Source organism: Bradyrhizobium lablabi, assembly GCF_001440475.1.
Lineage (GTDB): Bacteria > Pseudomonadota > Alphaproteobacteria > Rhizobiales > Xanthobacteraceae > Bradyrhizobium > Bradyrhizobium lablabi.
In genome coordinates this window covers 1-13,868 of the sequence record NZ_LLYB01000049.1, presented here as the reverse complement: position 1 = coordinate 13,868, position 13,868 = coordinate 1, and the positions used below count along the sequence as shown (strand labels likewise).

At 64.6% G+C, this 13,868-nt stretch carries 13 protein-coding genes and 1 tRNA gene; 10 read left to right on the top strand and 4 right to left on the bottom strand.

The window, feature by feature from the left end; genetic code table 11:
* The 9 genes from CQ14_RS45895 to CQ14_RS07940 form a co-directional block, all read left to right on the top strand.
* The coding region (locus CQ14_RS45895) for a glutathione S-transferase C-terminal domain-containing protein (RefSeq protein WP_347337122.1) at positions 1 to 235 on the top strand (235 nt) is incomplete at its 5' end.
* Positions 228 to 1,445 (top strand): CaiB/BaiF CoA transferase family protein, encoded by a 1,218-nt coding sequence (locus tag CQ14_RS07975; protein ID WP_057857375.1) that lies wholly within the window; start codon positions 228 to 230, stop codon positions 1,443 to 1,445. The genes CQ14_RS45895 and CQ14_RS07975, both read left to right, overlap by 8 nt.
* Positions 1,442 to 2,059 (top strand): carboxymuconolactone decarboxylase family protein, encoded by a 618-nt coding sequence (locus CQ14_RS07970; protein WP_057857374.1) that lies wholly within the window; start codon positions 1,442 to 1,444, stop codon positions 2,057 to 2,059. The genes CQ14_RS07975 and CQ14_RS07970 overlap by 4 nt, the downstream gene beginning before the upstream one ends.
* Entirely contained in the window at positions 2,056 to 2,952 is an 897-nt protein-coding gene (locus tag CQ14_RS07965) for an amidohydrolase family protein (protein ID WP_057857373.1), read from the top strand. Before CQ14_RS07970 ends, CQ14_RS07965 begins: the two co-directional genes overlap by 4 nt.
* Positions 2,949 to 3,734 carry an enoyl-CoA hydratase/isomerase family protein gene (locus CQ14_RS07960; protein ID WP_057857372.1) on the top strand — a complete coding sequence of 262 codons (786 nt, stop codon included), beginning with the start codon at positions 2,949 to 2,951 and terminating at the stop codon, positions 3,732 to 3,734. Before CQ14_RS07965 ends, CQ14_RS07960 begins: the two co-directional genes overlap by 4 nt.
* A 249-nt stretch (positions 3,735 to 3,983) precedes the next feature.
* Positions 3,984 to 4,060, top strand: a tRNA-Arg gene (locus CQ14_RS07955).
* A 442-nt stretch (positions 4,061 to 4,502) separates the two neighbouring features.
* Entirely contained in the window at positions 4,503 to 5,282 is a 780-nt protein-coding gene (locus CQ14_RS07950; RefSeq protein ID WP_199805467.1) for an alpha/beta hydrolase, read from the top strand.
* A 406-nt stretch (positions 5,283 to 5,688) separates the two neighbouring features.
* The gene (locus CQ14_RS07945) at positions 5,689 to 7,761 is read left to right on the top strand and encodes a phospholipase D-like domain-containing protein (RefSeq protein WP_057857370.1); all 2,073 of its coding nucleotides are present in this window, start codon (positions 5,689 to 5,691) and stop codon (positions 7,759 to 7,761) included.
* Positions 7,762 to 7,939: 178 nt separating this feature from the next.
* Positions 7,940 to 8,659: a hypothetical protein gene (locus CQ14_RS07940; protein ID WP_057857369.1), complete on the top strand. Its 720-nt coding sequence runs from the start codon at positions 7,940 to 7,942 to the stop codon at positions 8,657 to 8,659.
* A gap of 46 nt (positions 8,660 to 8,705) precedes the next feature.
* Here the strand turns inward: CQ14_RS07940 and CQ14_RS07935 are convergent, their stop codons facing one another.
* Complete coding sequence (locus CQ14_RS07935) at positions 8,706 to 9,458, bottom strand: DUF6683 family protein (RefSeq protein ID WP_156434764.1); 753 nt, start codon at positions 9,456 to 9,458, stop codon at positions 8,706 to 8,708.
* A gap of 30 nt (positions 9,459 to 9,488) precedes the next feature.
* A complete protein-coding gene (locus CQ14_RS07930; protein WP_057857367.1) occupies positions 9,489 to 10,634 on the bottom strand; it encodes a WD40 repeat domain-containing protein in 1,146 nt (381 codons plus the stop codon).
* Positions 10,635 to 10,829: 195 nt separating this feature from the next.
* On the opposite strand from CQ14_RS07930, the gene CQ14_RS07925 reads away from it, so the two are divergent.
* Positions 10,830 to 11,474, top strand: a complete 645-nt coding sequence (locus tag CQ14_RS07925) for a hypothetical protein (RefSeq protein WP_156434763.1) — start codon at positions 10,830 to 10,832, stop codon at positions 11,472 to 11,474.
* 18 nt (positions 11,475 to 11,492) lie between these two features.
* On the opposite strand, the gene CQ14_RS07920 is transcribed toward CQ14_RS07925, so the two are convergent.
* The gene (locus CQ14_RS07920) at positions 11,493 to 12,410 is read right to left on the bottom strand and encodes a flagellin family protein (protein WP_057857365.1); all 918 of its coding nucleotides are present in this window, start codon (positions 12,408 to 12,410) and stop codon (positions 11,493 to 11,495) included.
* Between the two features lie 13 nt (positions 12,411 to 12,423).
* On the bottom strand, positions 12,424 to 13,749 hold the full coding sequence (locus CQ14_RS07915) for an HlyD family type I secretion periplasmic adaptor subunit (protein ID WP_057857364.1): 1,326 nt from the start codon (positions 13,747 to 13,749) through the stop codon (positions 12,424 to 12,426).
* Between the last annotated feature and the right edge of the window lie 119 nt (positions 13,750 to 13,868).

Here is a 13,868-nt window from a genome sequence, read left to right as displayed (position 1 = left end):
CGACGCCTTCGCCGTCAAGGCCGCCGCCACGCTCGACCGCCTGGAGGCGGAGGCCGGCACGCTGGAAAGCGAATCGTTCGGGATCGGGCACATCGCGGTCGGCTGTGCGCTTTCCTATCTGGACTTCCGCTTTGCCGATCTGACGTGGCGCCAGGGCCGGCCCCGGCTGGCCGCGTGGCACGCCACGTTTGCGGAACGCCCGTCGGCCAAAGCGACGGAGGCCGTCGATGGCTGAGGCCGCGCATCCACGTAACGGTCCATTGACGCATATCCGGGTGCTCGATCTCGGGCGCATCATGGCGGCGCCCTGGGCGACGCAGATTCTCGCCGACCTCGGCGCCGACGTCATCAAGATCGAACGGCCGGGCGCCGGCGACGACACGCGCGCCTGGGGTCCGCCGTTCCTCAAGGACGGGGAGGGCAACGCCACCGGCGAGAGCGGCTATTTCCTCTCGGTCAATCGCGGCAAGCGATCGGTCGCCATCGACATCGCAACCGCCGAGGGGCAGCAACAGATCCGCGCCATCGCGCAGCACTGCGATGTCGTGATCGAGAATTTCAAGGTCGGCGCGCTGGCGAAATACGGTCTCGATGCGGCGTCGCTGCGCGCGCTGAAGCCGTCGCTGGTCTATTGTTCGGTCACCGGGTTCGGCCAGGATGGCCCGAAGTGCCAGAATGCCGCCTACGACTTCGCGATCCAGGCCATGGGCGGCCTGATGAGCGTAACCGGCGCGCGGGACGATGAGCCGGGCGGCGGCCCGCAAAAAGTCGGCGTTCCCATCGTCGATCTGATGACGGGCATGTATGCGGCTGTCGCCAGTCTCGCCGCGCTCGCGCGCCGCGCCGAGACCGGGGCCGGCGAGACCATCGACCTTGCCATGCTCGATGTCGCGGCGACGTTCCTCGCCAACCAGGCCATGAATCATCTGGTCTCCGGCAAGACGCCGCAGCGCGGCGGCAACCGTCATCCCAACATCCAGCCGCAGGACGTGTTTGCGGCGTCCGACGGACATTTCGTGCTCGCGGTCGGCAATGACGGCCAGTTCGCAAAGCTGTGCGAGGTGATCGGCGACGCCAGTCTCGCGCATGCCCCGCGTTTTGCCACCAACGCGGCCCGCGTCCGCGCCAATGCCGACCTGACGGCGCTGCTGTCCACGGCGTTCGCGTCGTGGAAGCGGGACGCGCTCGTTGCCGCGCTCGACGCCGCCGGCGTGCCGGCCGCGCCGATCAACACGATCCCGCAGGTCTTCGCCGATCCCCAACTGCAACATCGCGGGATGTTGCAACAGCTGCTGCATCCACTCGCCGGCAGCGTTCCCCAGGTCGTCAGCCCGATCAGGCTAACTGAGGCGCCGTTGCGCTTCGACCGGGCGCCGCCGCTTCTCGGTCAACATACGCAGGAGGTGCTGCGCGAACTCGGACTGCTCGCGGGAGCCGCGTCGTGACCGGCGTCGGCGACCCGCGCCCGCGCATCCCCCTGCTCGACGTCGAAGACATGAACGCCGAGCAACGCCGTCTCCACGATTCGGTCGTGTCGGGTCCGCGCGGCCAGATGATCGGTCCGTTGCGCGCGGCGATCCACAGCCCGGAACTGGCGTCGGCATGGTCGGCGCTGGGCGAATTTCTGCGCTACCGCACGTGCCTGCCGCCACATCTCAACGAACTCGCGATCATCGTGACCGGACGGCGCTGGACCGCGCAGGTCGAGTGGTGGGTGCATGCGCGCGCCGCGCTGGCGGCGGGCCTGAAGCAGGAGATCGTCGATGCCATCGCGGCGCTCGAAAGCCCTGATTTCGACGGCGAGGCGGAGTTCGAGGTTTACGAGTTCGCACGCACGCTGCAGCAGACGGGCCGCGTGCCGGCCGACACCTACGACGCCGTGCTGCGCCGCTGGGGCGCGCGCGGTGCGGTCGAACTGACGGCCGTGATCGGCTACTACACGATGGTGGCGCAGACACTGAATGCGCATCAATTGCCGTTGCCCGAGGGAGCGACCGGGCTGGCGCCCGAGACCATTCTGGTCACCCTTCCACCCGGACACCGCGGGAGTTCGTCGTGACGGCGGTCGACGTCCAGACCGTTCCGGCGCCGGGTGCAACCGTGCCGGGCTGGACGCTGCCATCCGGCGCGTGCGATGCGCATTGCCACGTCTTCGGTCCACACGATCGCTTTCGTCCGGCGGCCAGGCCGGTCTACGCGCTTCCCGAGGCGACGCCGCAGGTCGCGGCCTCCCTGCGCAAGACGCTTCGCCTGGCGCGCGGCGTGCTCGTTCAGCCGGCGCCCTATGGCAGCAATCCCGAAGCCATGTTGAGCGCCATCGCGGGCGCGCCCCGCGCTCTCCGCGGCGTTGCGGTCGCAGATCCCGGCATCGACACCGGCACACTCGAGGGCTGGCGCCTCGCCGGTATCGTCGGGCTCCGCTTCGTCGAGATGCGCGCACCGGATGGCAGTCGCTATCCCGGCAGCGTCGGCTTCGATGCCATCGCGGTGCTGGCGCCGCGCATGCGGGCGGTCGGCCTTCACGCCGAGCTATGGGCCAGGGCGCATGATCTCGCGGACTGGCTGCCGCATTTGCTGCGCTCGAAGGTGACGCTGGTGCTGGACCACATGGCGTGTCCTGGCCCGCTGCGTGGACTTAATGCCGCTGCGTTCAAATCCATTCTCGCGCGCCTCGCCGACAGCGACGTCTGGGCCAAGCTCACGGTCTGCCGGGTGTCGCAACGCGATGCCGGGCATGACGATGCGCGCGCCTTCCACGACGCCCTGGTCGCCGCCGCACCCGAACGTGTGGTGTGGGGGTCCGACTGGCCCTATGTGCGCATGAGCCCGGCGCCGGACGCCGGTCAGATGCTCGATCTGTTGCACCGCTGGGTGCCCGATCCGGCGCAGCGCACCCGCATTCTCGTCGACAATCCAGCTCGCCTCTACGGCTTCGAAAGGACTATCCCATGAAAGGCCTTGAATCACTCGAACGCTTCCGCATCGACATCACCGATCACGTCGCCACGCTGACGATAACGGCGCCACCGGTGAACTCGCAGGATCGCAAGTTTCGCGAGGAGATCATCAAGATTTTCGACGTTCTCGGCGCCGAGATCGACGTGCGCGCCATCGTGCTGACGGGCGACGGCAAGATCTTCTCGGCGGGTGCTGACCTGTCCGAGCGCCCGGCGCTGCTGCAGGAGCCGGGCGGCTATTCGCGTCACAACCGCCTGGTGCGCGCCGCGTTCGATTGCGTGATGGAATGTCCGAAGCCGGTCATCGCCGCCGTCAACGGCGCGGCGATCGGCGCCGGCTGCGTGCTCGCCCTCGTCTCCGACATCCTCGTTATCGCCGAGGAGGCCTACATGTCCATGACCGAGGTCGACTACGGGCTTGCGGGCGGCGTCCGCCACGTCTTGCGCTCGTTCAGCCCGTCGGATGCGCGCCTGATGATCTATACGGCGAAGCGCATGTCGGGCGCCGAGCTCTACCGCATGAACGTCGCGTCCGTCTGCGTGCCGCGCGAACGCGTCGTCGCCGAGGCGCAGGCGATCGGCAAGACCATCGCGGAGAAAGTTCCGCTTGCCATCGTCGCCGCCAAGCGTTCGTTCGGACTGACCGAGGAACTGCCGCTGCGCGACGGCTATCGCTACGAGCAGAGCCAGACGGCGGCGCTGGCCGAAACCGAGGACACCAAAGAGGCGCTCACCGCTTTCCGCGAGAAGCGTAAACCGGTGTTCAAGGGACGGTGAGGGCGTCGGCGGGGTCCATGGGCGCAGCTATGAAATATGTAAGACAATGAAATTACTAGATAATTTCGATTGGCGTCTGCTGATGCCCGGGATTGGTGTCCAATTGGATGGTGCTGATTCGCCGGACAGATCGACCATTTCCGGACCTTGCAAAGCGAGGCCGGAGCGGGTAGCTAAAGCGCTCTTTCGCGATCCTCCGAACCACATCGGATGCATCCGGGCCTAAAGCCCAAATGTGCAAGCGAAAACGCGCCCGTAGCTCAGCTGGATAGAGCACCAGACTACGAATCTGGGGGTCAGGAGTTCGAATCTCTTCGGGCGCGCCATTTCTGACAAAAAACTGTTTCACCTGCGCCGTTCCAGGTCGGCGTGACGCCGATGAACCTGTCGGCACGGACGACGCCTTCGAACCGTTAGCGACGACCGGCGGTCCTTCTTTCTCCAGCATTGATGCCTGTTAGCGCCAGACGGCAGCACGAACGCCGGTCTGCTCCGCAGTGTCCAACAAAACCCGGTGAGCGCTCGGTTCCGTCCGCAACCTTCGCGCGTGCATCACGTTAGCACGAGCAAGCAGTCTCATGGTTCCGCCGGTGAGACAGTCCGTCCAGGTCATATCTTCTGATAATCGAAGGGATCAACGAGATGACGATCGCGACGCATGCGTTGTCCGAAAAAGACGCCGCCGTCATGGTGCAAATTCGCGAGCAACTGAAGGGCGTCAAGGGAACGGTGACGGGCCCGGACGCCAGGCCTTTCTTCGATGAAGTCATGAACGGCGTGGCGCCGGCAGGCGATATCGAAAGCGAGGAGGGATCTGTCGGTGGCGTACCTGGGATCTGGGTTCGGCGGGCGTCAGGCCCTCGCGATCGCGCCATCCTGTATTTGCATGGCGGGGCTTATGTGGTCGGCTCGCCTCGAGCCTATGTGAACTTTGTCGGCCACATGGTGTCGCGTGCCGGGATTCCGGCCTTTGTTGCTGACTATGCTCTGGCGCCGGAGCGTCCGTTCCCCGCAGCGATCGAAGATGCCCGTCGCGCTTTCCAGGGCTTGGTAGATCAAGGCATCCGGAAGATCGTGTTGGCCGGTGATTCGGCCGGCGGCGGCCTGGCCTTGGCGCTGCTGTCGCAGCTCAAGAATGGCGAGCCGGCGCCACGCGCGGTCGTCGCCATATCGCCTTGGACCGATCTTGCGCTCACGAGCCCATCCATGCGGAGCCGCGATACGGCGGACCCGATTTGGAGCGCGGCGGCGCTAGCTGAAATGGCGCGGCTCTATCTTGGCGATGCCGATCCCCGCGATGCGCGGGCTTCGCCCGTCTATTCCGATCGACAGGGCCTGCCGCCCGTACTTATCCATGTCGGTGACGCCGAGATATTGCTCGACGATTCGCTGCGCTATGCAGAAGGCATCGCTGGCATCGAGGTCCACGTTTCGGACGGCATGTTGCACGTGTTTCCCTCCAGTGCCGGCATTCTCGGGGCCGCCGATGCAGCTCTCGACAATATCGGAATGTTCGTTGCGTCAAGCATGACATCTAAAGCGGCTTAAGTACGTGCCTTCGTTCGCGAAGGCCGCTGCCCATGAGACGCACAAGATTGCAGTCCGTCGCAGGTTATTGGCGCGGATCGCCGGAGTCGCTGGGTCATCGCGCCACGACCGAGCGATGGGGCTTCATCGGCCGTGGCGCGCGCCGTTTCCGCCAGCTGACAACCCGCCGGCACTGAAGGCCACCATCCGGTTACCGTCGCAAATGACGCAAGGCGGATGTTCGCGGTCAGGTTTTCCTCCAAGAGCGCCTGCCTCGCGTTTGTGCGCGAGCGAGCCGTTGCTCCGCCGCACCGCGCCGAACTTCGACCGGGGCCACTGGTGCGGCAGCAAGAGACCCAGTACTATACTCTTAGTTGTAACACGATTGTCATCTGGCTGGCTTGGCCTTGAACCGGGGGATTCAATCATGACCAAAATCGTGCGCGCGACCGCGTTCTCCAACAATGAGGTCGCTTACATTGCCTGGGAGATCGATGGCCCGAGCATACCGGACTGCCTCGGCTTCAATATCGTCCGTGAATTTCTCAACTCCGCGGGAGATGTCATCGAAGCAAAGCCGCTCGCCGCCTATGTGGCCTTCAAGGGTCAGCACAACCCGGAGGGCCTGGCGCAAAACACGACGGTCTGGCCGGTGCAGAAGTTCAATTGGCGCGACCTGACATTGCGCAAGAGGCGCAGCAAGCTGGAGCGGCGCGAAGAGAAGTTGCGGGTGCGCTATTGCATCCGTGCAGTCGGGCATCTGCAGGATGGCATGCAGGAAGTCGAGGTCGTGCCCGAAAGCCACTTTGACCGAAAAGCCCAAAAGGAAGTCCTTCACACCTACGAAGGCAAGCCGATCCCCCTCGGCTTTTTGACACCGGAGTTCCGCACTGACGTCATGGACGTGCCGCGCGATCGGCAGCCGTTCAACTCGACCTTCACCAACGGTATTTTGTCGACGCAGTTCATCGTGCGCATCCTGGAAGAGGACGGCGAGATCACGCCCGGCGAACTGGAAGGCCGGCTGCAAACCCCCGGTGATTTCCTGCGGAATTATCTGGCCGGCGAAGTCCTTCCACTCATCGAGAACTTTTTCAAGCAACCCGGAGGCCGCTTCCACGCGGCGCTTTACGAGCTTGAGGAAAAGCAGCTCGAGGATTTTCTCGCGGTGAATGCGGAGCGTCTTGATTTGATTCTTTCGGATGCCGGCAGCCCTTCAAGCGCGGAGGAGGACGGAGACCCGGCGCCGAAAAAGAAAAAGGCAAAATCGGCGGCGGCGAAGAAAAAGAGCGCAGCCAAGAAGAGCACGAAGGTCACGCTCTATGACACGCGTAACGAGGCGGCGCGCAAAGTTCTGGTAAAGCTTGCCAAGAAACCCGGCACAAAGTTCAAGCTTCAGCATCGAATGTTCAACGGGTCGGGCCACATCGGCCATAACAAGTTCATCGTCTACGTCGACGACGCCGGTACGGCGAAATCGGTGCTGACCGGTTCGACCAATTGGACCTGGTCGGGCGTGTCGGGTCAGAGCAACAACTGTGTCCGCATCGACGACGAGGAAATCGCGGCCGGATTCCTCGCTTACTGGCAGCGCCTGCATGAGGACAAGCTGAAAGTTCCAAAGCCGCTGGGCGCCAAGTCATCCGACGCCAATCAAAGCGATGAACTCAAGACCGAGAATCGCGAAGCCGTGACAGGCGAGCTTCCCGGCGGTGCTACATTCGAGTGCTGGTTCTCACCGAACATGCCCGGCAAGGAGCAGCCGCCCGCCAAGACCGTGAAGACGGTGCCTCCGCCTCCGCCGGATATGGATCGTCTGTTTTCGCTCATGCGCAAGGCACGGAAGGCGATATTTTTCCTCGTGTTCATGCCGTCTCGGGGCGGCGTCAACTCGATCGTGGCCGAAGCCGTCAATCTCGGCCTCAAGGACACCTCCCTCAATGTGATCGGCGCAATTTCGGATACGCAGGCGATGTGGGGCTTTGAAGCGAGCCGCAAGACCGAATCGGGTGCAAAAATTCCAGCCTCATCGCCGCATGTTTTTCAGCAGGACGGCATCTCCGTCGTGCGTGCCACCGCGCTCACCGACAAGGAAATCGGCAGAGAGCTCGGAGATTTCCGACTCGCCGAGAAGCTAACGGTCGGACGGGCGATTATTCACGACAAGATTCTCGTGATCGACCCGCTCGATCCGGAAAATTGCATCGTCGCATTTGGCAGTCATAATCTCGGGTACAAGGCCTCCTACTCGAACGACGAAAACTTGACGATCGTGCGGGGGCATCAGGCGCTGGCCGAGGCATACGCCGTGCATGTGCTCGACGTCTATGATCACTATCGCTTCCGCGCCGTCGAGGCCGAGGTGAACGCCGGCAAGAAACCAAAGAAGGGAAAGACCAAAACCGGCAAGGAGAAGAAAGGCTGGATCGGCTTTCTCGACACAACCGACGCGTGGCAGCAGAAATCGTCGCATCGGCTGTCGCGGTATTTCACGACGTGATCGCCTTCGGGCGCCATTACATGCGTCCCTGGCTTTGCAACAAAAACGCCATGCGTTGTCATCGGACGGCGCGCATGGCGCGCAAAGTTTGACACAATCCCCCTGCATGGTCGCACGATTTTGCTGTTAACCCATGCCAGCTCATGCATTCGCCTAACTCGATTGCGGGGATACGATCATGCGCTGGCTCACATCACTGCGACGGACCAGACTGGCGCGGCGTCTGGACAGCTATCCGCCGTACCGGGCGCCATTCCCGGACGATCATTTCAAGCTGAGCGTCGAACAGGCGCAGGCCAATCTCGACTATTTGCTGGCGCACCGTGCAGAGCGGCTGGCCGTGCTTGGCGAATTGCTGGCGGAGGAGAATATCGACCTGCGCGCGGGTCTCGTGGCCGATGATTACAAGCCGCTGCTCGACGCGCTCCACGGCTGGGCGAAATCGGAGTGGCCCGGCATTCACGATCGCAAGATCGCCTCGTTCAATACCCGGCTTTCATCCACCCGCGAAGGACCTGAGATCGCGTACTCGCTGGTGATGGATGTCGCCATCCTGCTCGGCGAGTTGATCGTCACCCGCAGGCCGGTATTCGTTTGGTCGCTGGATCTCGATCCGGAAAACGGCCCGGCGGGGTCCGATCCCGCCTCGTTCGACAATGCGATGGACAGCTACAAGCGGCCGGTCGTGCAGATCCCGAAGGGCGGTCCATTTCCGACGATCATCCTCGATGTCGAAGCCATCGTCGCCTACAAATATAGCGCAGCGCGAGGGTCGGTGACGTGGGCGCTCAACGGCTTCTATCATCTGGTCAATGACGCCGTGAGCGGCGCCTATGAGGAGTACTGGGTCGCCGAAGCGCAGCGCGCGGCGGAATCCGGAACGAATGTGCCGCGGTAGACGCCTGCGGCGCGAACGGAACGGTGTTGCGGCTCGCCCTCGCGCGTCAGGACTTTTTGCGGAATCCCTGTTCGGTCAATCGTAGCTGCGACATGTCAATGCCGACCTGCGCCTGCAGCATCGCAGCCGTCGTCTGTCTGACCTGCTTGAGCCGCGCAGGATCGCCGCTGCGCAGGGCCTCCTGCCTCGCGATGGTGGCGAGCACGACCTGATAGGCGATCCGTTCCGCCCAGTCCTGGCGCTCGGCATTGGTCATCGCGCGCAGCGCCGGTGTGCCGAGGAAGATGCCGAGCACCTGCTGGCGAATTCCCAGGATCTGCGCCTTGCTGGCCGTGCTGCCGCTGAGCGTCTCCCACGAGACTTGAAGCAGAACCGTCATGTTGTCGGCGATGTTGCGGCTCGAATAGCCGTTCGCGGCCATGACGCGTTCGAACTCCTTGAGCACGGCATCATCGGCGAAGGCTTTTTCCAGGTCGGCGCGCAGCGCGGCATCCGATCCGCTGATGGCCTTGATCACGTCGGCGCGGGTGCGCTCGCTGCGCTGCGGGTCGGCCGTATAGTTCAACGCCGCGTCGATTTGGGCCGGGGTCGTCGGGGCCGGCAGCGCGGCGGTGCTGCCCGATGGCGCAGCATCTCCGAGTCGCCGCGTGCCGCTCAGGATCGATTGGCTCAGTGCCAGGTTTCCGTAGCTGCGCCCCATGCTCGACGTGATGCGCCCGCTCCACTGGGCGAGGGCCGCATCGCTGCAAAGGCACGCCGCCGCAATCCAGAGGAGGGCAGTCGGGATGGTGCGATTCATGTCAGGCTCCCATATCGTTAAGGCGCAGGTTCACGGGATTGCGTAGATCAACGCGTCGGTCGCATCATTGCGGGAACGGACGGCGGCGAGCCGGCGTGCATCGTGCGACCAGCCGATCCGATAGCCGACGTTGCCGCGGACCGGAAACGAGGCAAGCCGCTGCATTCGGCCTTGCGCGTCCCAGATATCGATCAGGGTGCGCCACTGGCCACGGGGCGTCTTGCCGGCATAGACGATCGCGAGCCTGTCGTTGTTCGGCGAGAACGACGCAAATAGCGCGGTGACATCCTCCCAGCCGGCGGGACCGACGAGCACAGCCACTGAACTCGTCCCGCAGATGGCTGCCGACAATTCGCGGCTCGGGGCAGATCGACCAACCTGAACCGGCGCAGCGGTCATGGCGGTCGGCAGCAACACGACCATTCTGCCGTCACGGCTGCGGACGGTCCCGAGATTGCTCTGCCCGACGTGGCCCAATGGGCGACAGGTGTCGATCCGGTCAAAGCCCGGGTCGGGACCGGGTTCAGATGCCGCCCCGGCGAGACGAAAGCTTTTCCGCCGCGAGGCATCACCTGTCAGGACGTCGTTTCCATCTTCCGAAAACGCCACGTCAAAAAACAGATGGGTGCCGATCGCTTCGGCCGGCACCGCGATGACGGCCGAGCCGCTCGGCAGATTGAGGACACGAATGCCGCCAGCGCCCCAGGCGGCGGCCTTGTCGCCGGTCTTCGAGACGGTTACCCTGACATCGGGCCCGAAATCGTCGAGCGCCGTGCGCCATGCCTCCCGCCGCTCCGCGATGTTGAATCCCGCCAGCACCACCTTTGTCGTGTCGTTGCGAAGTGGGCCGCCGAGCAACAGCGTGTCGCCATCTGGCGAGAGGTGCACCGTCGCGCTGATCGTCACCACGATATCCGGGATGGGCAAGGAAGCGATACATCCGCCACGTTTCGGGTCACCAGGCGGCGACGCGCAGGACGGCTCGTCGAACAGGAGATCGGGAGCGAACTGAATCAAGATCGCACCGCCGATTGCGCCAATCAGCACGACGATTGCGAGGCAGATCAGAAGTCGACGCCGCAACGCCGGGGTATTGTCGCCGCTGCTCCGCGCATCCCGGCGATCGACGGACAGGCCCTCCGCATCGGCCGTTTCGCCATCCGCTGGTACGGGCATTCGAAATAGCTCGCTACGCCTACACTCGGGAAATGCGACCCCGGCCGCCATGGACGATCATCGATCACGAATGGCGCAGGATCATGGGGCGGCCGTGGCCGCATGATGGCGTGCAAGCCACACTCGCGGGCGTTGAGTTGTCGGTTGTCTCGCCTTGCCATGCAATTGCCGGGATCCCAGCGGCACGAAATCGGCATGCGCGACGTTCAAGGCCCAACACAGGCTGTGCTGCTCAAGGCTTGGCAGAACGAGGTCGCGCGGATTGCGTACGAACAGCGCAGCTTCGCCAGCGATTTTCCGGCGCCGCCGCGTTTGCTGGCACCTGAGGATTGCGACGCGCTCGGTTTCGAATTCCATGATGAGCACAGCGCCTGGAATTTCCTTGACGGCGCGGCAAACAGCATGGTCCGCGTCGATTTCTCGCCAAACCTGCGCCGCGCCGCCGTGACGATCCAGGGAGCCGGTTGGTGCGGCGCGCTGTTGTGGGTCGACGGCGACCCGGTCCCGGTCCCGCGTATGGAGGACGGCGAACCCCTGTGTGAGCCATATCCGGCCTGGCTGGACGATCGCTTTGTCTGCGCGCAGGTCGGCGGCCTGTGGGACCATCCGCTGCTCGACCCCAGCAAGATCGATTTGCTCGGCGACATCCGCGGCGTGCTTGTCTGGGACGCCGTGAAGCAGATGCTTTATGTCGAACGTCCTGAGCCCAGCCAGGCATGGACCAGTCCGGTGGTCGATGCGCAAGACGGCATGTTGCGCATCTACGCCAATGGCGAGGCCTTCAGGCTGGGGCGCCACGACCGCGTCCTGCTTATCCCGGTCGAGCGCGACGGTTGCTGACGCGGTGTGACGCGATCCTCAGAAATGATGGATTCCCAGCGCCGAAAACGCACCGTCATGCGGCTCGTGGCCGTCCATCGTCGGCTGGCCGAGAAAGCCAAGCTGAAGCGGAATCGGATGCAGGAACGAGGTCGGTATCGCGCCTGCGGTATCGAGCAGCGACAGGCCATGCGAGCTGGTGTCGGCGACATCCGTTGGGCCAAGGGCCGGACCGAGAACGTCCTTGACCAGCGGCTCGAGCAGACCCGTGGCCGGCGCGTCGTGGGTGGCGCCCGTGACCGTGCCGGTCAGACCGTCGAGAAGATGGCTCACGGTGCCTGTCAGGCTTGTTGTCAGTTGCCCGACGGTGGTGCCCAGGTTCGCGATGGTGCTCGACACCGTTGCAAGCGCCGCGTCGACGATACCGGTGACGGTATCTGCGAGACTGTGAACGGTTGCGCCAAGATCGATTGACGGTAATGCGATGCTGGCGGTCGATGTACTACTCGTGCCCGCCGATGGCGCGTGATCCGGCGAAGCGCTGAAGCTCGGTGACGCAGGCGATGCAAAGGCGTCCGTGACAAGCACTTCGCCTGGTGACGCTGCCGTGGACGTCGCGTTCTCGTCCTGCGGCAGAGCCATTGCCGCGGCATCGGCATGGATCGCAGGCGAGAGGTCGGCGGCCGGAGATTCGGTCGCGCCGGTGTGCTGACCGTTGTGGCCGGGGTCGGGATCGGCGGGCGTCAGCGCTGCCGGGATAATCTCTGCTGGATCTGCCGGCGCATCGGCCGGCTCCGCCGTGCGCGCCTCCTCGTGTTCCAGACGGTGCAGCACGGTGTCGGCGTCGTTGAGCAGGCCGAGCAGCACGGTGGCGAACGCAACCGACTCGGTTGCGGCGATGTGACGGCTGCGCTCGGCCTCGTCGGAGCGGCGGGCATTCTTTTCGGATTCGGCCATGGCAATCTCCTCGTCAGCGCTCGCGGAACGCGCGGGTGATCTCGTCGCGCAGCGGACCGAGCAGATACTCGAACAGAGTGCGCGGCCGCGTCGGCACGATCACCTCGGCCGGCATGCCGGCCTGCAGATCGATGCGCGACTTCTTGACATCGTTGGGATCGAGCGCGACCTCGACGGCGTAATAGCCCTGTCCGGACTTGTCGTCGGTCAGGCGGTCGGCGGACACCGTGTGCACGGTGCCGTAGAGCCGCGGCCGCTCGATATAGTTGATGCCGACGAGCTGCACCTCGGCGCGGTGGCCGACGGCGACGTCGTTGATATCGGAGAGTTTCAGCCTGGCGGCGGCGATCAGCGGATTGTCCGTCGGCACGATATCCATCAGCCGCGCGCCGGGCTGGATCACGCCGCCCTCGGTGAAGACGTCGAGACCGACCACGGAGCCGGTCGCCGGAGCCGTGATCCGCGTGCGGGCCATCACGTCGGTGGCGGCTTCGATCCTGGGCGCCAGTTCGGCGAGCTTGCTTTCCGCTGCGCGCAACTGGTCGGTGATTTCGCTCATGCGCGCGCGCTCCACCCTGGCGAGTTCGAGGTCGTTCTGCGCGATCTGCTGCTGCATGCCGGCGATGCTGGCCTGCTGCGCGCCGATATCGGCCTGCAGTTTGGCGTCTTCGCGCTGCAGAGCGAGGATACGGGTCTTCGGCGTATAGCCCTGCGCGAACAGATGCTGCGCGCCGTTCATCTCGTCGGTCAGCAATTCCCGCTGTTTCTCGGTGCCGGCGAGCTGCGCCTGCGTGCCGGTGATCTGCGCCTCCAGCTCCTTGATCTTGCCGCGCAGCACCGCCGTCTCGGCCGCGAACTGGTGTTTTCGCGCCGCCATCATCGCGGTCTCGTTGGCCATGGCCTGGCGCACGGCAGACAGTTCGCCGCGTGCGCGAAGACTTTCGTCGAAATCAGGTGCGTCGCTCTTGTCGCGTTCGGCCATCAGCCGCGCGCGCGCGGCAAGCGCGGCGTCGCGATCGGCGATCAGCACATCGAGCCTGGCGCGCGGGTCGCTATCGTCGAGCCGGATCAGGAGCTGGCCTTTTTCGACGCGGGCGCCGTCGCGCACGGTAAGCTGGCGCACGACGCCGCCATAGGGATGCTGCACGCTCTGCCGGCGGCCTTCGACCTGGAGATTGCCGCTCGCAATCGCCGCGCCCGAGATCGGCGCCAGCGTTCCCCACATCGTCATCGCGACCGCGAATGCGGCGACCACGCCGGCACCCAACAGTGCCGGCCGCGCGGGCCGGGCGTAACGCGCCCGATCGCGCAGCGGGGTGAGGCCGTCGACCGCCGTCATGACGCGCGCCCCCCGGCGGCCTGCTGCAAGGCATGATAGACTTCGCCGGGCGGGCCGATCATGTCGAGCATGCCCCCCCGTAGCACCATCATGACGTCGACGATATCGAGAATGGTGGT

What these genes read in the sequence shown, in the direction of transcription:
- CQ14_RS07975 (WP_057857375.1), top strand. Translation starts at nt 228, where the DNA reads ATGGCTGAGGCCGCGCATCCACGTAACGGTCCATTGACGCATATCCGG.
- CQ14_RS07960 (WP_057857372.1), top strand. Translation starts at nt 2,949, where the DNA reads ATGAAAGGCCTTGAATCACTCGAACGCTTCCGCATCGACATCACCGAT.
- CQ14_RS07950 (WP_199805467.1), top strand. Translation starts at nt 4,503, where the DNA reads ATGAACGGCGTGGCGCCGGCAGGCGATATCGAAAGCGAGGAGGGATCT.
- CQ14_RS07945 (WP_057857370.1), top strand. Translation starts at nt 5,689, where the DNA reads ATGACCAAAATCGTGCGCGCGACCGCGTTCTCCAACAATGAGGTCGCT.
- CQ14_RS07940 (WP_057857369.1), top strand. Translation starts at nt 7,940, where the DNA reads ATGCGCTGGCTCACATCACTGCGACGGACCAGACTGGCGCGGCGTCTG.
- CQ14_RS07935 (WP_156434764.1), bottom strand. Translation starts at nt 9,458, where the DNA reads ATGAATCGCACCATCCCGACTGCCCTCCTCTGGATTGCGGCGGCGTGC.
- CQ14_RS07930 (WP_057857367.1), bottom strand. Translation starts at nt 10,634, where the DNA reads ATGCCCGTACCAGCGGATGGCGAAACGGCCGATGCGGAGGGCCTGTCC.
- CQ14_RS07925 (WP_156434763.1), top strand. Translation starts at nt 10,830, where the DNA reads ATGCGCGACGTTCAAGGCCCAACACAGGCTGTGCTGCTCAAGGCTTGG.
- CQ14_RS07920 (WP_057857365.1), bottom strand. Translation starts at nt 12,410, where the DNA reads ATGGCCGAATCCGAAAAGAATGCCCGCCGCTCCGACGAGGCCGAGCGC.
- CQ14_RS07915 (WP_057857364.1), bottom strand. Translation starts at nt 13,749, where the DNA reads ATGACGGCGGTCGACGGCCTCACCCCGCTGCGCGATCGGGCGCGTTAC.